The sequence below is a fragment of the Pigmentiphaga soli genome (assembly GCF_039541095.1).
Taxonomy (GTDB): Bacteria; Pseudomonadota; Gammaproteobacteria; order Burkholderiales; family Burkholderiaceae_B; genus Pigmentiphaga; species Pigmentiphaga soli.
The window spans coordinates 243095-269104 of record NZ_BAABFO010000003.1 but is presented as its reverse complement, the minus strand read 5'-3'; the positions used below and the strand labels follow the sequence as shown (position 1 = coordinate 269104).

Below are 26010 nucleotides of genomic sequence, written 5' to 3'. Positions count from 1 at the left end.
ATCCCGGTATCCCTATCGGCAAAACCGATAGCGCCCGCAGGGCGCAGGGACCGCAACTCAATCCAGGCTTTGCATCTCCACCCGGTTGCGCCCGGCCTCCTTGGCCCGGTACAAGGCGTGATCGGCAGCGGCGATCAGATGCGGCCAGATGCCGGGGCGGATATCGGCCGTGGCCACGCCGAAGCTTGCCGTGACCTGCAGGCTCTGCCCCGACTCCAGCGTGAAGGGCGTCTCCTCCAGGGTCGAGCGCAGGCGCTCGGCGATATCGAAGGTATTGCTGCCATCGTCGATTGGAATGACGACGAATTCCTCGCCGCCGAAGCGGGCCAGGATGTCCTCGGGACGCAGGCAGGCGCGCAGCCTGTGCGCCAGTTCTTTCAGGACCTCGTCGCCCGCGCCATGGCCCCAGGTGTCGTTGATGCGCTTGAAGTGGTCGATGTCGAGGATGATCGCGCCCAGCCGCCGCGAGCCGTCGCCTGCCTCGGCGAGTCTTTCGCCCAGCGCATCCAGCGCGCGGCGGTTGAGCACGCCGGTCAGGGCGTCGGTCTGGGCTTGCTGCCGGAACCCTTCGGTCAGCGCGGCGCGTTCGATCAGCTTGTCGCGCAGCGAGGCCAGCGCCTGGTAGAGCTCGGCTATCTCGCCGCCGGCGCGGGGCTGTTCGATGGCGGCACCGAATTGCCCATCGGCAAAATCGACGATGCGGGTACGGGCCGTGAGCAGCGGCCGGAACAGCAGCTTCTCGGTAGCCAGCAGCAGCCAGAGTTCGAGCAGCAGCGCCAGCACCGTTGCCGTCGCCACGTTGAACAGCGCCCGGCGTGCGGCCGAGGCGTCGGCCCGCAGCGATGCCATGGAGGAGTCGACGAAGGCGTCGCGCAGCTGTTCCAGCGGCGCGAAGGTCGGCACCAATGCCGCCGTGAACATTGTCGGGGTGGTGGTGTATCGGCCGGCGGCGCCGGCGGCGAGCGTCTGCTCCAGGAGCGCCATGCCTTCGCCCAGGAAGCGCGCGATCACGGCCCGGTGCGCGGCGGCGACGGCCGGGTCGGCGGTGGTTGCGGTCAGTTGCGAGACCAGGTGCCACAGTTCCATGACCTGGCCGCGCGTCTCTTCGTAGGCGGTCCGGCGCGCGGCGTCCATCGGTTCGCCGTGGATCATGGGGATGATGAGATGAGAGCCCAGCCGGCCCGCATAGTCGCGCAATTCCGCCAGCATGCGCATGGCCATGGCGCGGCCGACGAGGTCCGTCCTGGTCCTCAGCAGCGTGGCGGTGCTGTGCTGGATGAGCGGCCCGGCGCTGTCGTAGGCCCCGAACATGGCTTCCACCGCGCCGGCGATGTCGGCAGTGGTGCGGGCCGCCATCGGTTCGGCGGCGACCATATCGACTCTCTGCCTGGCCCGGGCAAGCGTCTGGCGCAGCGGCGGGACGCCGTCTGCCAGGGCGGGATTGGCGGCGGCCCGGGCGAGCGCGGCGTCGGTCGCGGCGCGGGCGTCGCGCAGCAACTGCCGCGAGGCACCGGCGGCCGTCCTTTCTTCGCTGAGGACGCGATTGCTCGGACCGCGTTCGGCCGAGATCCGGCTGGCGGCGTCCAGCACCAGCCGGAAGGCGGCCAGCCGTTCGAGGTTGTCCCGGCTGGTGTCGAGCTGTTCGTGGTAGCGGGTGATCAGGCCAATCCCGAGCAGGAGGGAACAGGCCATCACGATGCAGAGCGCCGCCACGAACTGCTGGTGCAGGCTGAAGCGGCTCAGGCCGAGGCCGGGAAACGCCGGTTGGTTCCTGGCGGTGCTCATTCAGGCGCGGCGGGCGTCTTGGGCGGAAGTGCAAGCATCGTGTGCACCTTTTTGCGGTGGGCCACGGCGGCGGAGGCATGCCCGGGGCGGCGGGCAGTAAGCAATAGGGTAGCAGACCGCAAGCGGAGAATTCCCGCGCTCGCAGTGATGGCCCCCCGGCGTTTCCGCCACCGGTTTGTTAATCTCGCAGCGAAACGCATATTCCTCGCTTGCAAGGAGCTTCGAGCATGAGCCAATCCTCCGATTACGTGCCGCCCAAGGTCTGGACCTGGAACAAGGCCAGCGGCGGCCGATTCGCGAACATCAACCGCCCGGTATCGGGGCCCACGCACGACAAGGAGCTGCCGGTCGGCCGCCATCCGCTGCAGCTTTATTCGCTGGCCACGCCCAATGGCGTGAAGGTGACCGTGATGCTGGAGGAATTGCTGGCGCTCGGCCATAGCGGCGCCGAGTACGACGCCTGGCTGATCCGGATCAACCAGGGCGAGCAGTTCGGCAGCGGCTTCGTCGAGGTGAATCCGAATTCCAAGATACCCGCGCTGATGGACCGCAGCGGGCCGCAGCCGGTGCGCGTGTTCGAGTCCGGCGCCATCCTGCTGTACCTGGCCGAGAAATTCGGCGCCTTCCTGCCGGCCGCGGGCGGCGCGCGCGCCGAGTGCCTGTCGTGGCTGTTCTGGCAAATGGGCAGCGCGCCTTATCTGGGTGGCGGCTTCGGCCATTTCTACGCTTACGCGCCCACCAAGATCGAATACGCGATCGACCGCTTCGCGATGGAGGTCAAGCGCCAGCTAGACGTGCTCGACAAGCGGCTGGCCGACAACGAATACGTGGCCGGCGCCGAATACACGATCGCCGACATGGCCATCTGGCCGTGGTACGGCGGCTTGGCCAAGGGCTGGCTGTACGACGCGGCCGAATTCCTGGCGGTGCAGGAATACCGCAACGTCCAGCGCTGGGCCGAGGCCATCGGCCAGCGTCCGGCGGTGCGACGCGGGCGGATGGTCAACCGCGTGTTCGGCGATCCTTCCAGCCAGCTGCACGAGCGGCACGATGCCGCCGACTTCGATACCCGGACCCAGGACAAGCTGGCCGCGGGCGGCTAGCGTTCAGGCGGCCGGCGCCTGTCCGCCGGCTTGCGCCGCGATGCCGTCCAGCGCCGCCAGCGCGTCGGCCGGCAGCCGCAGCGCCGCGGCGGCCAGGTTCTCCTGCAGGTGGACGACCGAAGACGTTCCCGGTATCGACAGGATGTTGGGCGAACGCTGCAGCAGCCATGCCAGCGCCGTCTGCATCGGCGTGGCGCCGAGCCGGCGGGCGACGTCGGACAGCACGGAAGATTGCAGTGGGGTGAAGCCGCCCAGCGGGAAGAACGGCACGTAGGCAATGCCTTGCCGGGCCAGGTCGTCGATCAGGACGTCGTCGGCTCGTTGGACCAGGTTGTAGTGGTTCTGTACGCAGACGATGTCGCAGATGGCGCGCCCCTGCTCGATCTGTGCCGGCGTGACGTTGCTCAGCCCGATGTGGCGCACCAGGCCCTGCCGCTGCAGTTCGGCCAGGGTGGCGAGCGGCGCTTCGATCGATCCTTCGGCGGGTCCATGGATGCCGAACATGATCCGCAGATTGACCACGTCCAGCACGTCCAGCCCCAGATGGCGCAGGTTGTCGTGCACGGCCTGCGTCAGTTCGGCCGGCGAGAACGCCGGCAGCCACGAGGCGTCCGGACCGCGGCGGGCGCCGATCTTGGTGACGATGACCAGGTCGTCGGGGTAGGGGGCCAGCGCTTCGCGGATCAGCAGATTGGTTTCGTGCGGGCCGTAGAAGTCGCTGGTGTCGACATGGTCGACGCCGGCCTCGATGGCCGCGCGCAGCACCGCCAATGCCGCTTTTCTGTCCTTGGGCGGGCCGAATACGCCCGGCCCTGCGAGCTGCATGGCGCCGTAGCCCAGCCGCTTCACCTTGCGGTCGCCCAGGGCGTAGCGGCCGGCGGAGTCGAGATCGTTCATGGTCGGTTTCCTTTCGAAGGTGGGTTCGGAAGGAAGATAACGGCTCGGCATTGGGATGATAAGCCGCTACAATCGGCACGGGCTGTGCGGGATATGGAACAATGAAGGTCGATCTCAACGATCTGAATGCCTTCGTGGCGGTGGCGCGCGCGGGCGGCTTCCGCGACGCGGCGCGGGCCGGCGGCACCAGCGCCTCCAGGCTGAGCGAGGCGGTGCGCCGCCTGGAATCCCGGCTTGGCGTGCGGGTGCTGAACCGGACCACGCGCCGCGTGGTGCCCACCGAGGCCGGGACAGGCCTGCTGGCCCGGCTGGCGCCGGCGCTGGGCGAAATGGAAGCTGCGCTCGATGCCGTGAACGGTTTCCGCGAACGGCCGGCCGGCACGCTCAGGCTGAACGTCCCGCTCAGCGCGTCGCGGCTGGTGCTGCCGGCGCTGGTGCCGCCGTTTCTGGCCGCCTATCCCGACATCCGGCTCGAAGTGATCGTCGAAGAAAGCTTCGTCGACATCCTGGAAGCCGGCTGCGACGCCGGCATCCGCTACGACGAACGGCTGGAGCAGGACATGATCGCGGTGCCGATCGGGCCGCGCGTGCAGCGCTTTGCCGCGGCCGCAGCGCCTGCCTACCTGGCGCGCCGCGGGCGGCCGGCGCATCCGCGCGACCTGATGGAACACGCCTGCCTGCGGGGCCGCTTTCCCAGCGGCTCGATGCCGCCGTGGGAATTCGAGCGCGGCGGCGAAGCGCTGCGGATCGATCCGGCCGGGCCGCTGGTGGTGCTGGTGGGCGGCGCGGTGGACCTGGCGGTCGACGCCGCGGTCGCCGGCACGGGCGTCGTCTACCTGTTCGAAGACTGGCTGCGGCCGTATTTCGAGCGCGGCGAGCTGGAGCCCGTGCTCGAGCCCTGGTGGCCGCGCTTTTCCGGGCCCTTTCTGTATTACCCCGGCCGGCGTTTCGTGCCGGCCCCGCTCAAGGCCTTCATCGATTTCATCAAGGCGGCGAGGCCGGGCTAGGCTGTTGGCGCCGTGCAATGCATGCGGCGCGGAGTACTATCGCGCCTTGTTCATCGCATAGAGATTGCCTGCCTGCCGGCGGCCCGCCCTCGCGGCGTCCCGGCCGCCGGCCACGGACGCGCCATGCAACTGCACGAACTCGAAACCCCCGCCCTGATCCTGGACCGCCTCGCGATGGACCGCAACATCGCGCGGCTGCGCGGGCGCCTGGCGCCGTTCGGCGTCACGCTGCGTCCGCACGTCAAGACCAACAAGTCGGCCGACGTCAGCCGCCGCATCGGCGCGCCGGGCACGCCGATCACCGTGTCGACGCTGAAGGAGGCCGAGTACTTCCTGGAGCACGGCTGGACGGACATCCTCTACGCGGTCGGCATCGCGCCTTCCAAGCTGCCGCACGTGGAGCGGCTGGCGCGCCGCGGCGCGCGGATCACGGTCCTGCTGGACAATGTCGAGTCCGCGGCGGCCGTGGCCGCGTATTGCGCGGCCCACCGCCTGCGCCTGCCGGTTCTGATCGAAGTCGATACCGACGGCCATCGGGCCGGCATCAAGCCGGACGACGCCGAACTGCTGGAGGTCGCGGCGGTGCTCGCCCGCAACGATGACGGCGAGGGCGCCTGGGTGGCCGGGGTGCTGACCCACGCCGGCGCTTCCTACGATTGCCGCTCGGCCGCCGCCATCGAGGCGATGGCCGAGCAGGAGCGCGCCGGCGCGGTGCGCGCGGCGCAGCGCCTGCGCGCCGCCGGCCATGCGGCGCCGGTGGTCAGCGTGGGCAGCACGCCCACCGCGCATTTCGTACGCGCGCTGGACGGCGTGACCGAAGTGCGGGCCGGCGTCTTCGTTTTCTTCGACCTCGTGATGCATGGCCTTGGCGTATGCGCCGTCGAAGACATCGCGTTGTCGGTCCTGTGCACGGTCATCGGCCACCAGCGGGAGAAAGGCTGGCTCATCACCGACGCCGGCTGGATGGCCATGTCGCGCGACCGCGGCACGGCGAAGCAGCCGGTGGACCAGGGCTACGGCATGGTGTGCGACGTCGAGGGCCGGCCCTTGCCCGACCTCGTCATGGCCGACGCCAACCAGGAGCACGGTACCATCCGTCACCGCAGCGACCCGGCCGCCACACCGATGCTGCCGGTGGGCACGCTGCTGCGCATCCTGCCCAATCACGCCTGCGCAACGGCCGCCCAGCACGGCGCGTATGCGGTCGTGGCGGGCGGCACCGATATCGAGGCGACCTGGCCCCGTTTCGGGGGCTGGTGAGCGGTGCCCATGCCGCCGCGCCCGGGGATGCGGTTTTCGTTTTGACGTATATGACACAAAACGAAACACACTGCATCACGATAAGGGTGTTGCTCCAAGCGTATCTTCCGTATCCAGGGGGCCTCGTCCAGTCTTGCCACGGGGGGCGGCAATGCAGAGTTTGATGGATGCGTTACGCAGCAACGCCGATACGGTAGTGGAGGCGTTCTACGATACGCTGGCCCGGCTGCCCAGATCCCGCCAGATCCTGATGATGCTGTCGGAAGCCGAATTGCTGCATCTCAAGCGGCGGCAGTCCGAGAACCTGCAGGCGCTGGCCGCCCCCCGGCTCGGCGCCAAGGCGCATGCGCAGATGGCGCTGCGCGTGGGGCGTGTTCACGCCATCGTCGGGCTCGACAAGGAAGAGCTCGTCCGCGCCCGCGGCATCCTGGCCGATTCCCTCTACCGCCTGATCGCCAGGCCGGCGGGCACGCGGGCGCTGGCCACCTATAACCGCCGCCTGAACGTCGATCTCGCCTGGCAACTCAAGGCCTACCAGGAGCTCCAGGATTCACAGCAGGAAGTGCTGCTGCGGCTGACGAAGATGGTGTGGGAAGTCCGGAACTATGCCGACTTCATCCATCGCACCATGGAAATCCTGTCCGGCCACGACGAGATCGCCGGCTGCAGCATCGGCCGACCCGACGCCCAGGGCGTGTTCCATTTCGAGGCCGCCTCGCAGGGAAAGACCGGCGGCCACCTGCAACGGCTGATGGAACGGCCGGAAACGCAGATCCTGATCGCTGCCGACGACCCGCGCGGCCAGGGCCCGGTCGGCCTGGCCTGGCGCAGCGGCAAGGTGGAACGCATCATCAATTTCTCGACCAGCCCGCAGGCGGCGCCGTGGCTGGCGTCGGCGCTGCGCGAGGGCGTCCGTTCCTGCGCCTCGATCCCGCTCGGCGCGCCGGGCGCGCGGCCGGCGGCGATACTGACGCTCGACTGCGCCTATCCGGGCGGTTTCGCCGGCCCCCACCAGGTCGGCTTCATCGACCTGGTGAAGACGCTGCTCGATTGCGCGTTCATGCGGTTTCCGGAGCATGGCGCCGACGGTTCCGCGATATCGCACGCCGGGCGCCAGCACTGGTCCACGCTGCTGCGCTCGAACGCGCTGGTCATGCACTATCAGCCGCTGCTCGATCTGCAGACAGGCAAGGTCACCAAGGTCGAGGCGCTGGCCCGCATGCGGGAAGGCGACCAACTGCACATGCCCGGCGCCTTCATATCGGCGCTGGCTTCCGATGACCAGCTCGAACTGTTCATCCGCGGGCTCGACCAGGCGCTGGCCGACCGCAACGACTGGCTCAGACGGGGCGTGGACCTGTCGATTTCCGTCAACTTGCCGCCGGCCGCGCTCAACGACATCCGCTACTACGAGGCCACGCGGCAGGCGCTGGACGCGCATGCCTGTCCGCCCGGCAGGCTGGTGCTGGAGGTGCTCGAGTACGAGGAAGTGTCGCTCGCCCACGGACAGGACGGCATTTTGTCGAAGTTCCGCGCGCTGGGCGTGACGCTGGCGCAGGACGACCTGGGCTCCGGCCACAGTGGCCTGGGCAGCCTGCGCAAGCTGCCGGTCGACTGGATCAAGCTGGACCGCGAACTGGTCGCGGTAAGCGAGACCGACGCGATCGGCGCGCTGCGTTTCATCTACCAGTTGACCCGGCTTGGGCATGCGCTGGGCAAGTCGGTGGTGGCCGAAGGGATCGAGTCCATCGATTTCCTCGATGCGCTGCGGATCCTGGGCGTGGACGTGGCGCAAGGCTACATCGTGGCCGGGCCGATGCCGGCCGAGGGTCTGCTGCTGTGGATGGCCGGGCATCCGGCTTCCGTCTTCGGGCCGCCGCCGGAGCAGGGCACGCTGTCGGCGCTGGCCAAGCTGGTGGTGTGGGAAGAGCGCCTGTTCGTGAATGCCAGCGCGCCGGATGCCAGCGCGCCGGACGCCGGCGCAGGGCAGCGGGCGGGCGCGGCGCCGGCGAATTGAATGAAGCTGTCCGCCATGCGGGCCGCGGTACCCGTCCATCGGCGCGCCCTGGGGGCGGCGCGCCGCCTTACCGGTGGGCGACGTTCCATTCCGTCTTGCGGAAGAAGCGGTCGGAAAGGAAGTCGACGAAGGCGCGCAGCTTGACCGGCAGGTAGCGAGCGGGCGGGTAGAGCGCGTAGATCGAGGTTTCGGGCGCCTTGTAGCGGGGCAGGATGGCGCGCAGGCTGCCGCTGCGCAGGTGCTCGCCCACGATGAAGGTGGGCAGCAGGGCGATGCCGTGGCCGCCAAGCGCGGCGTCGCGCAGTATCTCGCCGTTGTTGGTGCTCAGCTTCCAGGTGGGGTGGATCCAATGGTCTTCGCCGTCGCGTCCGGTCAGCTTCCATTGCGTGCCGGTGGCCAGGTAGCCGTAGTTCAGGCAGTCGTGGCCGCGCAGGTCGTGCGGATGGCGCGGCGTGCCGGCCCGCTTCAGGTAGTCGGGCGACGCGCACAGCACGCGGGGGGCCGGCGCGATCTGGCGCGCGGTAAGGCTAGGCGGCGGGGCGTCGGCGATGCGCAGCGTGACGTCGAACCCTTCCTGCACGGTATCGAGGTGCTGGTCGCTGAGCACCAGCTGGATGCGGATGCCGGGGTACTGCAGCATGAAATCGCTGACGGCGGTGCCCAGGTGCATGGTGCCGAACGACATCGGCGCGTTGACGCGCAGCGTGCCGCGCGGCTCGGCCTGCAGGTGGGAGACCGCGAGGTCGGCCTCTTCGATCTCGCTCAGGATCGCCACGCAGCGCTCGTAGTAGTGCTGGCCGGCGTCGGTCGGGCTGGCGTGGTGGGTGCTGCGGTTCAGCAGCTGCACGCCCAGCTCGGCTTCGAGGTCGATGATGTATTTGCTGACGGCCGACCGGGACAGGCGCATGTCGCGCGCAGCCTCGGAGAAGCTGCCGTGCGACACGACCTTCGTGAAAGCCCACATGCTCGTAAGTTTATTCATTGGACCACTGTGAAACGGGCTGTAGCAACCATTGCTCGCCCGTGCTTGTAGACTCGCGCTGCGGTGTTCGCAATGCGTGGACACTGGTATTTAATAAAGACGTGTTGTCCATGAAATGGAACGGTCACGTCCTTGTTGTCGAATCGAGCATATCACCCGCCAAGGAGCAGACCCATGTCCAAGTACCTCGAAGTCCTTACACCGCAGAACTGCCAGCTCATCTTCATCGACCAGCAGCCGCAGATGGCCTTCGGCGTGCAATCGATCGACCGCCAGGCGCTGAAGAACAACGTCGTGGCGCTGGCCAAGGCCGCCAAGGTCTTCAAGATCCCGACCACCATCACCACCGTGGAAACGGACGGCTTTTCCGGCAACACCTATCCCGAGCTGCTCGGCGTCTTTCCCGACAACAAGATCCTCGAACGCACCTCGATGAACTCATGGGACGACCAGAACGTGCGCGATGCGCTGGCCGCCAACAAGCGCAACAAGGTCGTCGTGTCGGGGCTGTGGACCGAGGTGTGCAACACCACTTTTGCCTTGTGCGCGATGCTGGAGGGCGGCTACGAGATCTACATGGTGGCCGACGCCTCGGGCGGCACTTCGGCGGATGCCCACAAGTACGCGATGGACCGCATGGTGCAGGCGGGGGCGGTACCGGTCACCTGGCAGCAGGTGATGCTGGAATGGCAGCGCGACTGGGCCCGCAAGGAAACCTACGACGCCGTGACCGGCATCGTGAAGGAACACTCGGGCGCCTACGGCATGGGCATAGACTACGCCATCACGCACGTGCACAAGGGCGCCGAGCGCGTCAAGCACGGCGAGCGCATCGGTCCCAACCCTGCCAAGTAGTAGGTTTGCGCCGGCTGCGCCCTGGTCCGGCAAGAACGACGCCGCCGCCATGAATCGAGGTGACCGATGAAACTCTATCTGCTTTCCCTGGGGGCCGGCATCCTGGTCGGTGTCATCTACAGCCTGTTGAACGTGCGTTCGCCGGCGCCGCCGCTGGTGGCCCTGGTGGGGTTGCTCGGCATCCTGGTCGGCGAACAGGTGATCCCCGTCGGCCGGCAACTGCTGGCCGGCTCGGCCTTTTCCACCGCCTGCACCAGGACGCAGGCCGTCAGCCATGTTTTCGGCCAATTGCCCGGCCGCCAGCTGGCGAAGCAGGCACAGGCCGCCAAGGAGGAACAATCATGACCGCGACGGCCGATCTCATCCTGCATCACGGCCTGATTTCCACGCTGGACCGGAGCAACCCGGCCGCCAGCGCCGTCGCCGTCAAGGACGGCAAATTCATCGCCGTCGGCGGCGACCGCACGGTCATGGCGCTGGCCGGGCCGGGCACCAAGGTCATCGACCTGAAAGGCCGGCGCGTGCTGCCGGGCCTGATCGACAACCACACCCACGTGGTGCGCGGCGGCCTGAACTTCAACATGGAATTGCGCTGGGACGGCGTACGCTCGCTGGCCGACGCGATGGACATGCTCGAGCGCCAGGTGGCGATCACGCCGCCGCCACAGTGGGTGCGCGTGGTGGGCGGCTTCACCGAACACCAGTTCGCCGAGAAACGGCTGCCCACGCTGGACGAGATCAACGCCATCGCGCCCGACACGCCGGTATTCCTGCTGCACCTGTACGATCGCGCCATGCTGAACGCGGCGGCGCTGCGCGCGGTGGGCTACACCAAGGACACGCCCGAACCCCCGGGCGGCGAGATCGTGCGCGATGCCGGCGGCAACCCGACCGGCCTGCTGCTGGCCAAGCCGAACGCCGGCATCCTGTATGCCACGCTGGCCAAGGGCCCCAAGCTGCCGTTCGATTACCAGGTCAATTCCACCCGCCATTTCATGCGCGAGCTGAACCGCCTGGGCGTGACCGGCGTCATCGATGCCGGCGGCGGTTTCCAGAACTATCCCGAAGACTACGCCGTGATCCGGAAGCTGGCCGACGAGGGCCAGATGACGGTGCGGCTGGCCTACAACCTGTTCACGCAGAAGCCGAAGAAAGAAAAGGAAGACTTCCTGAACTGGACCTCGTCGGTGAAGTACAAGCAGGGCAACGACTACTTCCGCCACAACGGCGCCGGCGAGATGCTGGTGTTCTCGGCGGCCGACTTCGAAGACTTCCGCCAGCCGCGGCCCGACATGCCGCCGGAAATGGAAAGCGAGCTCGACGAGGTGGTGCGCATCCTGGCCCAGAACCGCTGGCCGTGGCGGCTGCACGCTACCTACGACGAGACCATTTCGCGCGCGCTGGACGTGTTCGAGAAAGTCGACCAGGACATCCCGCTGGACGGCCTGCACTGGTTCTTCGACCATGCCGAGACGATTTCCGACGCATCGATCGACCGCATCGCGGCGCTGGGCGGCGGCATCGCCGTGCAGCACCGCATGGCCTACCAGGGCGAGTATTTCGTCGAACGCTACGGCCGCGGCGCGGCCGAGGCGACGCCGCCGATCAGGCGCATGCTGGACAAGGGCGTGAAAGTCTCGGCCGGCACCGACGCCACCCGGGTGGCCTCGTACAACCCGTGGGTGGCGCTGGCATGGATGATCACCGGCAAGACGCTGGCCGGCCTGCAGATCCATCCGCGGCGCAACTGCCTGGACCGCGAAGAGGCGCTGCGCATGTGGACCGAGAACGTGGCCTGGTTCTCCGACGAGGAAGGCAAGCGCGGCCGCATCGAGAAAGGCCAGTTCGCCGACCTGATCGTGCCCGACAAGGATTTCTTCGCCTGCGCGGAAGACGAGATCTCCTTCCTGACCTCGGAGCTGACCGTGGTGGGCGGCAAGGTGGTGTACGGCGCTGGCGACTTCGCCTCATGGGACGACAACCCGTTGCCGCCCGCCATGCCGGAATGGTCGCCGGTGCGCGCGTTCAAGGGCTATGCGGCCTGGGGCGAGCCGGACGGAGCAGGACGCAACTCGCTGCGCATGCAATCGCTGTGCGGCTGCGCGCGCGCCTGCGGCGTGCACGGCCACGCGCATGCCAGGGCCTGGGGATCCAAGCTGCCGGCGGCCGACCTGAAGGGCTTCTTCGGCGCGCTGGGATGCTCGTGCTGGGCCGTCTGAAACCATGACGGCGCCTGCGCAAACGCCCGCCGGCGGCTTCGCGCCGCTGCGCCAGAAGCTGTTCGCCATCCTGTGGGGCGCCACGGTCATCGGCAACACGGGCAGCTTCGTGCGCGACGTGGCCAGCTCGTGGCTGATGACCGACCTGTCGCCGTCGCCGGCCGTGGTGGCGATGGTGCAGGCGGCCGGCACGCTGCCGATCTTCCTGCTGGCGATCCCGGCCGGCGTGCTGTCCGACATCCTCGACCGCCGCAAATTCCTGATCGGCATCCAGATCTTGCTGGCCGGCGTCAGCATTTGCCTGATGCTGCTGTCGGCCATGGGCCTGCAGTCGGTCGCTTCGCTGATCGCGCTGACCTTCATGGGCGGCATCGGCGCCGCGTTGATGGGGCCGACCTGGCAGGCGATCGTGCCGGAACTGGTCGACCGCAAAGACGTGAAGAGCGCGGTCGCGCTCAATTCGCTCGGCATCAACATCGCGCGCGCGATCGGCCCGGCGCTGGGCGGGCTGATCCTGGCCGCCGCCGGCGCGGCGCTGACCTACGGCGTGGACGTGGTCAGCTATGTGTTCGTCATCGCCGCGCTATGGTGGTGGCGGCGCCGGGCGCCGGCCGAAGACGCGCTGTCGGAGCGCTTTCTCGGCGCGTTCCGGGCCGGGCTGCGCTATGCGCGGGCCAGCCATGAATTGCACGTGGTGCTGGTGCGCGCCTTCTTTTTCTTCGCGCTGGCCAGCTCGGTCTGGGCGCTGCTGCCGCTGGTCGCGCGCGGCCTGCTGGGCGGCGGCGCCGGCTTCTACGGCATCCTGCTCGGTGCGGTCGGGCTCGGGGCGATCGGCGGCGCGGTCGTCATGCCGGCGCTGCGGCGGCGTCTCGATGCCGACGGCCTGGTATTCCTGGCCGCGCTGGTGACGGCGGCGGTCATGCTGTTCCTGGCCTTCTCGCGCTCGCAGTGGGCCGCCGCGGTTTCGCTGCTGTTGCTGGGCGCGGCCTGGATCACGGCGCTGACCACGCTCAACGGCGCGGCCCAGGCCATCCTGCCGAACTGGGTGCGGGGCCGTTCGCTGGCCGTCTACCTGACCGTCTTCAACGGCGCGATGACGGCGGGCAGCCTGGCGTGGGGCGCGGTGGCCGAAGTGGCCGGCGTGGCCTCCACGCTGGTGGCCGGCGCCATTGGGCTGGCGGCGGTCGCCGCCGTATCGCACCGGCTCAAGCTGCCCAAGGGCGAGGCCGACCTCGTACCGTCCAACCATTGGCCCGAGCCCCTTACGGCGGCGCCGGTCGACAACGACCGCGGCCCGGTGCTGATCCTGATCGAATACCGCATCGATCCGGCCGACCGCCAGGCCTTTCTGCAGGCGCTGGCCAGGCTGTCGGCCGAACGGCGGCGCGACGGCGCCTACGGCTGGGGCGTGACCGAAGACGCGGCCGACCCCACGCTGATGCTCGAATGGTTCATGGTCGAGTCGTGGGCCGAGCACCTGCGCCAGCACCGGCGCGTGTCGAAGGCCGATGCCGACGTGCAGGAAGAGGCGCTGCGTTTCCACCGGGGCGGACAGCGCCCGGTGGTGCGCCATTTCCTTGCCATCAACCGGCCGCAGGCGGGGCAGGTGTAGCCCGCCTGCCGCCCGGCGCCATGGCCGCATACGGCGTTCAGCAATAGCGCGGCGCGAATACCCCGGGCGACGCCGCGCGCGCGCGTTCCCGCCAATGCGAGATTTCCGACACGAGATCCGACGCGATGCTGGACGGCGCCGTGTAGGCCGGGAAATACAGGTCGGCGGCGTCTTCGATCTCGCGGGCGTGGGCCGCGCTGCGGCTGTCCACCAGCATCACGATGAACGACGAGCGTATCGACCGCAGCATGCGGGCCAGCGCCTGCACGTCGAAGTCGCCGTCGCCGGCGCCGTCGACGATGAAGATCTCGCGGCTGACCAGCCGCGGGTCGCTCTTGAGCTCGCGTGGATCGGTGCAGATCTTGCAGCCTACGCCGGCGTCGTTCAACGCCTCGAATATTTTCATCAGATACGGGATCCGAGCGGTGCTCGGAATCACTATCGTGGTACGGACACCGCCCATGATTGGCCCCCTTGTTTTGCCAAGTGTCGGTAAGCCAAAGTTTATTTTTAAACAATTCGATAAAAAATCATATAATTCAAAAGCAAAACATCGATTTTTTGGAACTGTCATGCGCAACCTGAAGACGACGCTGGAGCAGTGGCGGGTATTGCAGGCCATCGTGGAGCACGGCGGCTATGCGCAGGCGGCCGAAGCGCTGCACCGCAGCCAGTCGTCGCTCAGCTACATGATGGGCCGGCTGCAACAGCAGGTAGGGGTCGAAGTGCTGGCGCTGGAAGGCCGCAAGGCGCGGCTTACCGAAAACGGCAAGGTGCTGCTGGCAGAGGCCGCCCAACTGCTGGACGAGGCCTGGCGGCTCGAACGCCTGGCCCAGAGCCTGAGTCGCGGCCGCGAGCCGGAAGTGCGGCTGGTGGTCGACATGGCGTTCCCGACGCCGCTGCTGCTGCGCGCGCTGAAGCGGTTCACGGCCGCCGCCGAGCAGACCCGGGTGCAGATGTCCGAAGTCGTGCTGTCCGGGGCCGACGAGGCCTTGCTGCAGCAGAAGGCCGACATCGTCATCGGTACCCGCATCCCGAGCGGCTTCCTGGGCGATCTGCTGATCGACGTCGAATTCACCGCGGTCGCGGCGCCCGAGCATCCCTTGCACGGGCTGGGCCGGGCGCTCACCACCGACGACCTGAAAGGCCATATGCAGGTGGTGCTGCGCGATTCCGGCACGCTCAAGCCGCGCGACGACGGCTGGCTGGGCGCCCCGCGCCGATGGACGGTAAGCAGCATGGAGACCTCGATGGCCATGCTGGGCGCCGGCCTGGGGTTCGCCTGGCTGCCCACCCACCTGCTGCGCAGGGAGCTCGATGCCGGCAACCTGCTGCCGCTGCCGCTGGACAAGGGCCGCACGCGGCGGGTGCCGCTGTACCTGATCTTCGCCACGCCCAACGACGTCGGCCCGGCCACGCGGCAGCTGGCCGACCTGCTGGTGGAGGTCGTGGCCGAGGGCGGCGCTAGCCTGGCGCCAGCCAGCGTGGCCGACGCTGCCGGTTGAAGCGGTTCGCGTCCATTACGTGGCGGCCGGCACGCTTTTCAGAACCCATACACCTGCGCCGGGTTGTCTACCAGCACCTGCTTGCGCGTCTGCGGATCCGGAATCCACTCGGCCAGCAGATCGCACAGGTCGCCATCGTTGGGCATGCGTTGCGAGAGGGTGGTGTGCGGCCAGTCGGTGCCCCACAGCAACTGGCCGGGCGCCGCATCCACCAGGGCGTGCACGAAGGGCGTCACGTCGCTGTACGGCAGTTCCTGCCTGGACATGCGCATCGGCGCGGACAGCTTGATCCAGCAGCGGCCGCGGCGCGCCAGCCCGAGGATGGTCTGGAACGTTTTGCCTTGAACGCCATCTTCGACCGGCACGGCGCCGATGTGGTCCACCACCACCGGCACCGGCAGCTTGTCGATCAGGGACCGGGCGTTGGCGAGATCTCGCGGGTCGATGCGGAACTGCAGGTGCCAGCCCAGCGGCGCGATGCGTCGCGCGACGCGCGGCGCCACATCTTCGGGGGCGGCCGAACCCTTGGCGCGCAGGTTCAGGCGCAAGCCACGCACGCCGGCCGCATGCATGGCCTCGAGCTCGGCATCGCCGATATCGGCGTCGACCACCGCGATGCCGCGCAGCGGGAAGTCGGTCTCGCGCAGCGTGTCCAGCAGCATGGCGTTGTCCGTGCCATAGACGCTGGGCTGCACCAATACGGCGCGCTGCACGCCAAGCACGCCCAGCATCTTCAGGTATTCGTCCATCGGCGCGTCGGGCGGCGTGTAGCGCCGGTTGGGCTCGTAGGGGTATTTGTGCTGCGGCCCGAAGACATGGGCGTGGCAATCGCAGCTTCCGGGCGGCAGCGCGTAGCGGGGCGCACGCGTGGCCGGGTCGGGACCGGGAATGGTGGGCGCCGCATAGCCGGCCGCCGTATCCATGGTCATGAGGGGTTTCTCCTGGAGTGCTAGAAGGTCAGGTGGTTTCGCTTGACGACCGTGGCCCATTTTTCGATCTCGGTCTTTATCTGGGCCGAGAATTCGGCCGGCGAATTCCCGACCGCTTCCAGGCCCAGATCGGTCAGCACCTTGCGTACGTCGGGCTGCTTTAGCGAACCGGCCATGGCATCGTGCAGCTTGTCGACGATTTCCGGTGGCGTGCCGGCCGGCGCGACCACGCCGTACCACGACGTGGCGTCGTAGCCGGGCACGCCGGATTCGGCGATGGTGGGCACCTCCGGCGCCGAGGGCGAACGGTGCGTGCTGGTCACGCCCAGGGCGCGCAGCGTGCCGTTCTTCACGTAGGGCATGGCAGAGGGCAGGGTGGGAAAGGTGAACGACACTTGCCCGCTGACGGTGTCGGTCAGCACCTGCGCGTTGCCCTTGTACGGCACGTGCACGATATCGATGCCGGCCATGGTCTTGAACAGCTCGCCGGCCAGGTGCGGCGGCGTGCCGACCCCAGCCGAAGCGAAGAACAGCGTGCCCGGCTTGGACTTGGCCAGCTTGATCAGGTCCTGCACCGTGTCGACCGGCAGCGATTTGTTGACCACCAGCACCGCCGGCGCCGAGACCAGCAGCGTCACGGGCGCGAAGTCTCGGAGCGTATCGTAGGGCAGCTTGGGATAGATGCTGGGGTTGATGACGTGGCTGCCGCTGACCAGGGCCAAGGTGTAGCCGTCGGGCTCGGCACGTGACACGATTTCGGTGCCGATGGTGCCCCCGGCGCCGGGGCGGTTGTCCACCACGACCGAGGTGTGCAAGGTTTCGCCCAGTTTGGCGGCAACGGTGCGCGCCACGATGTCAGTGCCGCCCCCCGGCGGGAACGGCACCACCAACCGGATGAGTTTGTTGGGATAGTCCTGGGAATAAACGGCGGTCGCGCTGAGCGCCAGGCTCAGGCCGAGGCAGAGCGCGCCTGGGAATTTGCGTTTCATGGTCTCCTCCTTGCGCAGGCTTGCCGCGCGCAGGCCTGCTTTGCTTTTTGTCGTCGTGCGCAGCGAGGCCGGCCGCATGGCGGCCGGCCTCGCGCAGCCGTCGTCAGACGGGCTGCGATTCGATGGCCTGCATCACCGCCTTGCCGAAGCTGCCCGTGGTGGCCTTGCCGCCCAGGTCGGGCGTGGTGTTGCCGGAGTCGATGGTGCTGCGCACGCTCTGTTCCATCAGGTCGGCGGCCTGCTTACAGCGGGCGTCGCCGTTGTTCTGGTAGAACCAGCGCAGCAGCATGGCGGTCGACAGGATCAGCGCCGAGGGGTTGGCCAGGCCCTTGCCGGCGATGTCGGGCGCGGTGCCGTGCACCGCCTGCGACATGGCCTGGGTGGTGCTGGCGTTCAGCGACGGCGCGATGCCCACGCCGCCGGCCAGGCCCGAGCACTGGTCGGACAGGATGTCGCCGAACAGGTTGGTGGTGGCCACCAGCGGGTACTTGCGATGGTCGCGGGGCATGGCCGAGCTGAAGGTGTCCACGCGCAGCAGTTCCAGCTTGATGTCGCTGTATTCGCCGCTCAGGCGCTCGAAGGCGCCGATGAACAGGCCTTCGGTCTGCGGCAGCGCGGTGCGCTTGTGGGCGATCGAGATCTTGCTCTGGCCGGTGGCCTTCGCGTATTCGAACGAGAAGCGGGCGAAGCGGTCGCAGGCGACCTGAGTGATGACGCGCAGCGACAGCGCGACGTCCTTGGTGGGCATGAATTCGCCGTAGCCCCATGCCAGGTTGCGGTCGGGATAGAAGCCCTCGGTGTTCTCGCGGATGACGGTGATGTCCAGGTCCGGGATCAGCGGATTGAGCTGCGGCCAGGCCTTGACCGGTCGCACGTTGGCGAACAGGCTGAAGTTGCGGCGCAGGTAGCCCGAGGGGTGGCCGCGCATGGGGTCGTCCTTGGGATATTCGCCGGCCGACGTGGGGCCGAGGATCCAGCCCGGGTGCTCCTTGAGCACGTCGAGTGTTTCCTGCGGCAGCGTGGTCTTGTGCTTTTCGTAGGCGCGCAGGCCGACCAGGCAACGCTCCAGCCCGATGGGCAGGCCGACGCGGGAGGCGGCGGCCTGCAGGACGTCGACGGTGACGTCGGTGATTTCCGGGCCGATGCCGTCACCGGCCATGACGGCGAAATTGAGTTTGCCAGTTGCAGACATGTGGATTCTCCTCGATGGTATGTCTGAGATAGTGCTCGGTTGATGATGTGTCGGATCAGCGCGCGAGGCGCGTAGGTGCGGGCCTAGCCCAAGCCCCAATACAGGCCTTTGGAATGCATGTAGACGCGCATCCCCTGGAGGCCTTTCTCGGCGCCGATGCCGCTGTCCTTGAAGCCGCCGAAGGGCGTGGTGATCGACAACTGCTTGTAGGTGTTGATCCACACCGTTCCCGCCTGCAGCGCGCGCGCCATGCGCCAGGCCCGCGAATAATCCGAAGTCCAGATGCCCGAGGCGAGGCCGAAATCGCTGTCGTTGGCCTGCCTGATCAGGTCGGCCTCGTCGGCGAAGGGCAGCACCACGGCCACGGGCCCGAAGATCTCTTCCTGGCAGACGCGGGCGGAATTGGCGATGCCGGCCAGGATCGTGGCCGGGTAGTACGCGCCCTTGGCCAGCGCCTCGTCGGTCGGAATTTCGCCGCCGGCGAGCACCTGCGCGCCTTCGCTGCGGCCCAGTTCGACGTATTGATGCACTTTGTCGCGATGCGCGAAGCTGGCCAGCGGGCCCATCTTGCTGTCGGACTTGGCGGGGTCGCCCATCCGGTAGCCTTGCGCGTACTTGCGCAGGCCGTCCAGGAAGGGCTCGTAGACCGACTGTTCGACGAAGATGCGCGAGCCGGCGATGCAGGACTGCCCGGCGCCCGAGAAGATTCCCTCGGCGGTGCCCACGATCGCTTTTTCCAGCTGCGCATCGGCAAACACGATGTTGGGCGACTTGCCGCCCAGTTCCAGTGCGACGGGCTTGAGCGCCTTGCCGCAGGTCTGCGCGATCAGCCGTCCGGTGGCGGTGCCGCCGGTAAAGGTCACCATGTCGGTGCCGGGATGCTCGACCAGCAGCCGTCCCGTTTCCGCGCCGCCGGTGACGATGTTGACCACGCCCGGCGGGAAGCCCGCCTCCAGCGCCAGCCGTCCGTAGGCCAGGCCCATCATCGGCGTGACGTCGGAAGGCTTGAGCACGACGGTATTGCCGGCGGCCAGGATAGGCGCGAGCTTTTGCGCTTCGAGGGTGACCGGCGAGTTCCAGGGCGTGATCGCGGCGATGACGCCCAGCGGCTCGTACAGCGTCATCGTCCAATACGCGCCCCGCGGCGGCGTCACTTCCGACTCGAAGGTTTCGCAGGCGGCCGCGTAGTAGCGGAAAGTGGAGGCGGCGCTGGCCACCTGCGCGCGGCATTCCGACAGGGTCTTGCCGTTATCGCGCATCTGGAGTTCGGCCAGCGATTCCTGCTGGCTCGTCATGAGCTCGCTCATGCGGTAGAGCAGGCCGGCGCGCTCGTGCGGCTTGAGGTCCCGCCACGCCGGCGCCGCGAACGCCTTGCGCGCCGCCTTGACGGCGGCATCGACGTCGGCGGCGCTGGCGCCCGCGACCTTGGCCAGGGGGCTTCCATCCGCGGGATTGGTCGAAACGAAGGGCTCGCCGCTTCCCGTGGTCCATTGGTTGTCTATCAGGAATGGGAGGATCTGCATGATGTTCACAGGTTCGTTCGTTGGATTGACGGTCCGGTCCGGCGGCCGGCTACTCGGGCCGGAACACGACCGGCGCCAGGGTGTTCTTGTCGATGATCACGTCGACCACGGCGGGCTTGCCGCTGGCGAAGGCGCGCTCGATCGCGCCTTCGAGGTCGCCCGGCCGCGTCACCTGTTCGCCGTGGGCGCCGAACACCTTGGCCAGTTCGGCGAAGTTGGGATTGTCGTAATCGACCGCGAAGAAGCGGCCGCCGTAGCGCTCGTTCTGGAACGCGCGCTCGTTGCCCAGCCCGCTGTCGTTGAAGATGACGTAGACGATCGGGATGTTCTCGCGCACGGCGGTTTCGAGTTCGCCGATGTTGCACATGGCCCCGCCGTCGCCCGACGCGCACAGCACCGGCAGGTCGGGCCGCGCCAGCTTGGCGCCCAGCGCCATGGGGAATGAACCGCCGACGGCCGCCCAGTCATCCATGCAGATGAAGGTGCCCGGCGCGTAGCTCTTGAAATAGCTGCGGACGTGCTTGCCGCCGTTGCCCGCGTCGACCACGCAGATGCCGTTCTCGGGCAGCGCCTTGCGGATCGTCTGCGCGACGAACTGCGACTGGATCGGCACGGCGTCGGGGCGCACCTTGGCGTTGAGCTCGCGCTCCCATTCGGCGCGCGCCTTGGGCACGTCGACCCACGATTTGCTCAGGCCGGCCCGCTTGGCGCGCTCGGTGAGCCCGGCCACGAAGCTGCGGGTCGAGCCGGTCACGCCGATCGTCACCGGGAACACGATGCCGATCTGGCCGGGCGCCGAGCTATGGTGGACCAGCTTGGCGTCCTTGCCCAGGATGCCGTACTTGAACGTGGTCGAGAAGACATCGATGTGCGCGCCGATCGCGATGATCAGGTCCGCCTGCGGCACGATGCGATTGGCGCTGCCCGCGCCGTTGCGCCCCAGCGCGCCCAGCGCGAGCTCATGCGTGGTCGGGAAGGCGTCGGGCGTGTATTGCAGCGCGGCCACGGGAATGCCCGCCAGGCGCGCCAGTTCGCCCACCGCGTCGGTCGCTTCTTCGTTGATCACGCCGCGTCCCACCAGGAACACGGGGCGCCGGGCCTGTTGCAGGAGCGCCGCCACTTCGTCGAGCTGGGCGGCGTCGCAGGCGGGCAGCACCGAACTGCGATAGCTTTCGGGCGCGATGTCCTCGGCTTGCACCGACTCGTGCAGCACTTCGCTGGATACGTCGATGTGGGCGGGGCCCTGGGGCTGGGCCAGCGCGATCCGGAACGCCTTGCGCAGCAGCTCCTGCACCTTCTCCGGCGATTCCACGGTCTTGGCCCACTTGGTGATGGGGCGCATGAAATCCGCCTGGTCGATGTCCTGCATCGAATCCCGGTCGCGCATGTAGTTTTCCTGCACGCCGCAGATGCTGATCACCGGGGCATAGCCCTTGTACGCCGCGGCGATGCCGGTGGCGAGGTTGGTCAGCCCGGGGCCTTCGGTGGCCGTCACGACCGCCGGCGCGCGCTTGGCGCGGGCATAGCCGTGCGCCATGAAGGCGGCCGCCTGCTCGTGGCGGGTCAGGATGAACCGGATCTGCGGGGTTTCGCGCAGGATGTCCAGGATCGCCAGATTCTGCGTGCCGGGAATCCCGAAGACGTGGTCGATTTTTTCCTTCAGTAATATATTCACGACGGCGCGCGCCGCCGGAATCGTCGGCTTTTCGGAGGTGCTGTTCACGGGTTGTTTCTCGGGTCTCGTTGTGGATCGTGTCGATCGCGTTTCGCCTTCCGCCGGGCGGAATTGGTATCGTATCGACTGTTGTGCGTGGTTCTTTGGGTCTCTGAACGATGGATGGGCATGGTAAGAGAGGTTCGGGGAACCGGGCGAGCGAGAAAATTTCACCGAACCATTACTAATTTCAATGTCGATTGCCTGTATCGCTGGCTATGAATCCTGAATTTCCTCCGCTTAATCCTTTGCGCGTGTTCGAGAGCGTGGCCCGCCACCTGAGCTTCACGGCGGCGGCCGAGGAACTGCACATCACGCAGGGCGCCATCAGCCACCAGATCAAGACGCTGGAGAACTGGCTGGGATTCGAGCTGTTCGACCGCTCGAACCGGCGGCTCAAGCTGACGCGAAGCGGCGAGGTCTATGCCACGCAGCTCACCAGCGCGTTCGCGCACATCGTGCAGGCCACCCAGGAACTGCTGGTCTCGGGCGCGCACCAGATCCTCACCATCCGCGGCCACACCACGCTGTTCGTGCGCTGGCTCATTCCCTTCCTGCCGCGCTTCCAGGCCGAGCATCCCGACATACGGGTGCGCCTGTTTTCCACGAGCACCGACGGCACGGACTTCCGCCGCGAACAGGCCGACGTCGGCATCATCTACGGCGAAGGGCCATGGCCCGGACTGCGCAGCGACATGCTGCTGACCGATGCGCTGACCCCGGTGGTGGCGCCGGCGCTGGCGGCGCAGCTGCCGTCGCCGTGCACCGTGGAAAGCCTGCTGGCCTTGCCGCTGCTGTACTCCAACCGCCGGCCGCAGCACTGGTCCGAATGGATCGAGGGCGTGGGCGCGACGCGCGCGCGCAGCCCCGGCGACATCTACTGCGAAGACCTCAGCATCGTGTACCAATGCGCCATCGACGGCCTGGGCGTGGCGCTGGGCCAGCTGTCGTACGTCTCGAAGGAGCTCGAGAACGGCACGCTGGTGGCGCCGCATCCGTTCGTGCTCAGGCGCGAACGCGGCTATCACCTGGTCTGCCCCACGGAATACGCCGACGAACCGAAGGTGGCGCGCTTCCGCGAATGGCTGCTGGCCCAGCTGGGGAGGTCCTGAGCGCGGCGCTACTGCGCGACGATGTGCTCTTCTTCGATCACCTTGGCCCATTTGGCGATTTCGCTGTCGATGTACTTCCTGAACTCCTCCTCGCCGCCCTTGTCGGCCGGCACGATGCCCTGGGCGCTCAAGGCGTCGCGCAGCTCTTTGCTGTGCAGGCAGGCGACCAGGGCGCCGGCGATCTTGTCCTGGATGGGCTTGGGCGTGGCGGCCGGCACCAGGATCCCGTACCACGAAGAAGACTCGTAGCCCGGCACGCCCGATTCGGCGATGGTGGGAACGTTCGGCAAGGCTGGATTGCGCGTCTTCGTGCTGACCGCCACCGGCACCAGCGTGCCTTGCTTGGCCTGGCCGACGACCTCGGGAATCGAGCTGATCGCGATCGGCACTTCGCCGGACATCACGGCGGCGGTGGCCGGGGCGCCGCCCTTGTACGGGATGTGGGACAGCTTGATGCCGGTCATGGTGATGAGCAGTTCCATGGCCATGTGGTTGATGCTGCCCACGCCGCCCGAACCGTAGTCCAGCTTGCCCTCGTGCTGCCTGGCGTAATCGAGGAGGCCCTTCACCGATTTGACGGGCGACTTCGGATTGGCGATCAGCACCAGCGGGGCGTAGCCGATCAGCGAGAGCGGCGCGAAGTCCTTGTGGATGTCGTATTGCAGGTCGCGGAACAGCGAAGGCATCGATACCACGGCGTTGGTCAGGTACATGGTGTAGCCGTCCGGATCGGACCGGGCGACGTAGCCGGCGCCGATATTGCCCGCCGCGCCGGGCTTGTTGTCGACCACCACCGGGACCTTCAGCACCTCGGTCAGCTGGCGGCCGAGCAGGCGCGCAACCACGTCGGTCGCGCCGCCGGGGGCGAATCCCGAAACCAGGTGGATGGGGCGGGAGGGATAGTCGCTGGCCGATTCGGCCGCGGCAGCCGTGCCCGCCGACAGGGCCGCGGCCATGGCCACGACGCAGCCGACGCGGCGCAGCTGCGGTGAGAACGATGGCGAGAACATGATGAATATCTCCATTTGGATGTTGTTTTGTTCGGATCGCTGCGCAGATCAGAATCCGTACAGTCTGGCGGGGTTGTCCACCAGCACGCGCCGGCGCACGGCGGGATCGGGGATCCAGTCGGCCAGCAGGTCGCACAGGTCGCCGTCGTTGGGCATGCGCTTGGTGATGGTGGTGTGCGGCCAGTCGGTCGCCCACAGCATCCGGTCCGGCGCCGCGGCCACCAGCGCCTGCACGAAGGGCGTGACGTCGCGGTAGGGGAATTCCTCTTCCGACATGCGCATGGGCGCCGACAGCTTGACCCAGCAGCGGCCCGAGGCCACCAGCTCCAGCAGCACGCGGAAGTCGGGCCCATCGAGTCCGTCGCGTACCGGCACGCCGCCGATGTGGTCGATCACGACGTCGACCGGCAGGGTCTCGATCAGGCTGCGCGCGCTGGCGAAGTCCTTGGGATCGATGCGCACCTGCAGGTGCCAGCCCAGGGGGGCGATGCGGCGCGCCAATTGCGGCGCCATGTCGGCCGAGGCCCCGTTGCTGACGCGCAGGTTGACCCGCAGGCCGCGCACGCCCGCCTCGTGCATCGAGCGCAGCTCGTCGTCGCCGATGGCGTCGTTCACCACGGCGACGCCGCGCAGCGGGAAGTCCGTCGTTTCGCGCAGCGCGTCCAGCAGCCGCGTGTTGTCGGTCATGTAGACGCTGGGCTGGACCAGCACGCCGCGCTCCACGCCCAGCGTGCGCAGCATCTTCAGGTAGTCGGGCACCAGCGCGTCGGGCGGGGTGTAGCGGCGGTTCGGGTCGTAGGGGTATTTGTCTTGCGGGCCCACGATGTGGGCGTGCGTGTCGCAGCTGCCCGGAGGGAGCGCCAGGCGCGGCTTGCGCGTGTCGGGATCGGGTCCGGGAATGGTCGGCGCGACGACGCCGGCGGCGGAGAGTTGGCTCATTGGTAAGAAGCTTCCTTCAGGACAAGAGAACGCCGCGCCACAATGCGCGCGGCTTTCGATGGCCGGAAAGTCTAGGGAGCCGGTAAATCGGGCGTCAAACGAGATATTCTTAATTGCCCATTACCAAAAATAATGCGAATGCGGAGGCGGGCGGCGGTCATTATGTTTATTCATGGTCCGTTGAAAATATCTCGATAGCCCGGGCAGCGCGGCCTACCTATACTTTTTCCGATCCAGACATGCACGGACGGTGCTCGACATTCATTCGGGCACGGGGCCGTTTTTGCTCTCGATCGGCGCGTCATTGGTCTGGCTGATGCGCGACATCAGAAAAACAGGAGACGATCCTAATGAAGCTCGCAACCTTCGGCCGCATCCTGGCGGCCGCGTTGTTCACGGCCGCTGCCCACGCCGGCCCCATTCCCGGGGACGACTATCCCAGCAAACCTATCCGCTTCGTCGTGGGGTTCAGCCCGGGCGGAGGCACCGACACGGTGGCCCGCATCATTGCCCAGAAGCTGGGTGCCAGCCTCGGCCGGCCCATCGTGGTCGACAACCGTCCCGGCGCGGGCGGAGCCATGGCCAGCGACATCGCCGCGAAATCCGAGCCCGATGGCTACACGGTCCTGTTCGTATCGAGCAGTTTCACCATCGCGCCCAATTTTCAGAAACTATCCTTTGATCCGGTCAAGGATTTTTCACCCGTCACGCTGGTCAGCTCGGCCCCGCTGCTGCTGGTGGTAAACCCGAAAGTCCAGGCCAATTCGGTCCAGCAACTGCTGGATCTGGCGAAGGCGCATCCCGGCAAACTGAACTACGCCTCGGCCGGCATCGGCAGCGGACTGCATATCGCCGGCGAGCTGTTCAAGAGCATGGCCCATGTCGACATCGTTCACGTTCCGTACAAGGGGGCAGTGGGCGTGTCGGACCTGCTTGCCGGCACGGTGCAGATGTCGTTCGCCGGCATTCCGCAAACCATCCAGGCGGTCAAGTCCGGGCAATTGCGTGCCCTGGCCGTCACTTCGGCAAAGCGTTCTCCGTTCCTGCCCGACATCCCGACCATCGCCGAATCCGGCGTTCCCGGCTACGACATGGAGTCGTGGTACGGCGTCGTGGCGCCCGCCGGCGTGCCCAAGGCCAGGCTGGATTTCCTCAGCTCTGAGATTCGCCGCGTGCTGGCCGACCCCCAGGTCAAGGACCAGCTCGCCAGGGAAGGCCACGAAGTACGGGCCACCTCGCCAGAGCAATTTTCCAGGCTGATCGACGACGAGATGAAGAAATGGACAGACCTGGTGCGCAGCGCCGGCATCGAGACGAATCCCAACTGACCCGCTTTCTCAGAACGGCATCAATCTGCGCA

General features: G+C 67.6%; 22 protein-coding genes. 11 read left to right on the top strand and 11 right to left on the bottom strand.

Features of this window, described 5'->3' with window-relative positions; translation table 11 throughout:
- Positions 1 to 57: 57 nt before the first annotated feature.
- The gene (locus ABD927_RS04895; RefSeq protein WP_345246899.1) at positions 58 to 1785 is read right to left on the bottom strand and encodes a GGDEF domain-containing protein; all 1728 of its coding nucleotides are present in this window, start codon (positions 1783 to 1785) and stop codon (positions 58 to 60) included.
- A 227-nt stretch (positions 1786 to 2012) separates the two neighbouring features.
- On the opposite strand from ABD927_RS04895, the gene yghU reads away from it, so the two are divergent.
- Complete coding sequence (gene yghU, locus ABD927_RS04890; RefSeq protein ID WP_345246897.1) at positions 2013 to 2888, top strand: glutathione-dependent disulfide-bond oxidoreductase; 876 nt, start codon at positions 2013 to 2015, stop codon at positions 2886 to 2888.
- A 3-nt stretch (positions 2889 to 2891) separates the two neighbouring features.
- Here yghU and ABD927_RS04885 read toward each other — a convergent pair whose 3' ends face one another.
- On the bottom strand, positions 2892 to 3785 hold the full coding sequence (locus ABD927_RS04885; RefSeq protein WP_345246895.1) for an aldo/keto reductase family oxidoreductase: 894 nt from the start codon (positions 3783 to 3785) through the stop codon (positions 2892 to 2894).
- A gap of 101 nt (positions 3786 to 3886) precedes the next feature.
- Between ABD927_RS04885 and ABD927_RS04880 the strand changes: the two genes are divergently transcribed.
- The 3 genes from ABD927_RS04880 (at position 3887) to ABD927_RS04870 (ending at position 8069) form a co-directional block, all read left to right on the top strand.
- Positions 3887 to 4792, top strand: a complete 906-nt coding sequence (locus ABD927_RS04880; RefSeq protein WP_345246893.1) for a LysR family transcriptional regulator — start codon at positions 3887 to 3889, stop codon at positions 4790 to 4792.
- A 123-nt stretch (positions 4793 to 4915) separates the two neighbouring features.
- The gene (locus ABD927_RS04875) at positions 4916 to 6052 is read left to right on the top strand and encodes an alanine racemase (protein ID WP_345246891.1); all 1137 of its coding nucleotides are present in this window, start codon (positions 4916 to 4918) and stop codon (positions 6050 to 6052) included.
- The gene (locus ABD927_RS04870; protein WP_345246889.1) at positions 5991 to 8069 is read left to right on the top strand and encodes an EAL domain-containing protein; all 2079 of its coding nucleotides are present in this window, start codon (positions 5991 to 5993) and stop codon (positions 8067 to 8069) included. The genes ABD927_RS04875 and ABD927_RS04870 overlap by 62 nt, the downstream gene beginning before the upstream one ends.
- 67 nt (positions 8070 to 8136) lie before the next feature.
- Here ABD927_RS04870 and ABD927_RS04865 read toward each other — a convergent pair whose 3' ends face one another.
- A complete protein-coding gene (locus ABD927_RS04865; RefSeq protein WP_345246887.1) occupies positions 8137 to 9033 on the bottom strand; it encodes a LysR family transcriptional regulator in 897 nt (298 codons plus the stop codon).
- 192 nt (positions 9034 to 9225) lie between these two features.
- On the opposite strand from ABD927_RS04865, the gene ABD927_RS04860 reads away from it, so the two are divergent.
- The 4 genes from ABD927_RS04860 to ABD927_RS04845 all read left to right on the top strand — a co-directional run bounded on the left by ABD927_RS04860 (position 9226) and on the right by ABD927_RS04845 (position 13737).
- Entirely contained in the window at positions 9226 to 9906 is a 681-nt protein-coding gene (locus ABD927_RS04860) for a hydrolase (RefSeq protein WP_345246885.1), read from the top strand.
- Between the two features lie 66 nt (positions 9907 to 9972).
- The gene (locus tag ABD927_RS04855) at positions 9973 to 10251 is read left to right on the top strand and encodes a XapX domain-containing protein (protein WP_345246934.1); all 279 of its coding nucleotides are present in this window, start codon (positions 9973 to 9975) and stop codon (positions 10249 to 10251) included.
- The gene (locus ABD927_RS04850; RefSeq protein ID WP_425570179.1) at positions 10248 to 12125 is read left to right on the top strand and encodes an amidohydrolase; all 1878 of its coding nucleotides are present in this window, start codon (positions 10248 to 10250) and stop codon (positions 12123 to 12125) included. Before ABD927_RS04855 ends, ABD927_RS04850 begins: the two co-directional genes overlap by 4 nt.
- Positions 12126 to 12129: 4 nt before the next feature.
- Complete coding sequence (locus ABD927_RS04845) at positions 12130 to 13737, top strand: MFS transporter (protein ID WP_345246883.1); 1608 nt, start codon at positions 12130 to 12132, stop codon at positions 13735 to 13737.
- 37 nt (positions 13738 to 13774) lie between these two features.
- Here ABD927_RS04845 and ABD927_RS04840 read toward each other — a convergent pair whose 3' ends face one another.
- Positions 13775 to 14143 carry a hypothetical protein gene (locus ABD927_RS04840; protein ID WP_345246882.1) on the bottom strand — a complete coding sequence of 123 codons (369 nt, stop codon included), beginning with the start codon at positions 14141 to 14143 and terminating at the stop codon, positions 13775 to 13777.
- A 166-nt stretch (positions 14144 to 14309) separates the two neighbouring features.
- Between ABD927_RS04840 and ABD927_RS04835 the strand changes: the two genes are divergently transcribed.
- Complete coding sequence (locus ABD927_RS04835; protein ID WP_345246881.1) at positions 14310 to 15242, top strand: LysR family transcriptional regulator; 933 nt, start codon at positions 14310 to 14312, stop codon at positions 15240 to 15242.
- Positions 15243 to 15280: 38 nt separating this feature from the next.
- Here the strand turns inward: ABD927_RS04835 and ABD927_RS04830 are convergent, their stop codons facing one another.
- The 5 genes from ABD927_RS04830 to ABD927_RS04810 all read right to left on the bottom strand — a co-directional run bounded on the left by ABD927_RS04830 (position 15281) and on the right by ABD927_RS04810 (position 21598).
- A complete protein-coding gene (locus tag ABD927_RS04830; RefSeq protein WP_345246880.1) occupies positions 15281 to 16171 on the bottom strand; it encodes an amidohydrolase family protein in 891 nt (296 codons plus the stop codon).
- 20 nt (positions 16172 to 16191) lie between these two features.
- Positions 16192 to 17160: a tripartite tricarboxylate transporter substrate binding protein gene (locus tag ABD927_RS04825; RefSeq protein WP_345246878.1), complete on the bottom strand. Its 969-nt coding sequence runs from the start codon at positions 17158 to 17160 to the stop codon at positions 16192 to 16194.
- A gap of 103 nt (positions 17161 to 17263) precedes the next feature.
- Positions 17264 to 18352: an isocitrate/isopropylmalate dehydrogenase family protein gene (locus tag ABD927_RS04820; RefSeq protein WP_345246877.1), complete on the bottom strand. Its 1089-nt coding sequence runs from the start codon at positions 18350 to 18352 to the stop codon at positions 17264 to 17266.
- Positions 18353 to 18435: 83 nt separating this feature from the next.
- Positions 18436 to 19875: an aldehyde dehydrogenase gene (locus ABD927_RS04815; RefSeq protein ID WP_345246875.1), complete on the bottom strand. Its 1440-nt coding sequence runs from the start codon at positions 19873 to 19875 to the stop codon at positions 18436 to 18438.
- A 49-nt stretch (positions 19876 to 19924) separates the two neighbouring features.
- Entirely contained in the window at positions 19925 to 21598 is a 1674-nt protein-coding gene (locus ABD927_RS04810; RefSeq protein ID WP_345246873.1) for a thiamine pyrophosphate-binding protein, read from the bottom strand.
- 209 nt (positions 21599 to 21807) lie between these two features.
- On the opposite strand from ABD927_RS04810, the gene gcvA reads away from it, so the two are divergent.
- Positions 21808 to 22701 carry a transcriptional regulator GcvA gene (gene gcvA / locus ABD927_RS04805; RefSeq protein ID WP_345246871.1) on the top strand — a complete coding sequence of 298 codons (894 nt, stop codon included), beginning with the start codon at positions 21808 to 21810 and terminating at the stop codon, positions 22699 to 22701.
- Between the two features lie 8 nt (positions 22702 to 22709).
- Here gcvA and ABD927_RS04800 read toward each other — a convergent pair whose 3' ends face one another.
- Both ABD927_RS04800 and ABD927_RS04795 read right to left on the bottom strand, forming a co-directional pair.
- Complete coding sequence (locus ABD927_RS04800; protein ID WP_345246869.1) at positions 22710 to 23711, bottom strand: tripartite tricarboxylate transporter substrate binding protein; 1002 nt, start codon at positions 23709 to 23711, stop codon at positions 22710 to 22712.
- A 48-nt stretch (positions 23712 to 23759) separates the two neighbouring features.
- The gene (locus ABD927_RS04795; RefSeq protein WP_345246867.1) at positions 23760 to 24650 is read right to left on the bottom strand and encodes an amidohydrolase family protein; all 891 of its coding nucleotides are present in this window, start codon (positions 24648 to 24650) and stop codon (positions 23760 to 23762) included.
- A 350-nt stretch (positions 24651 to 25000) separates the two neighbouring features.
- Between ABD927_RS04795 and ABD927_RS04790 the strand changes: the two genes are divergently transcribed.
- The gene (locus ABD927_RS04790) at positions 25001 to 25978 is read left to right on the top strand and encodes a tripartite tricarboxylate transporter substrate binding protein (protein WP_345246865.1); all 978 of its coding nucleotides are present in this window, start codon (positions 25001 to 25003) and stop codon (positions 25976 to 25978) included.
- Positions 25979 to 26010 lie beyond the last annotated feature (32 nt).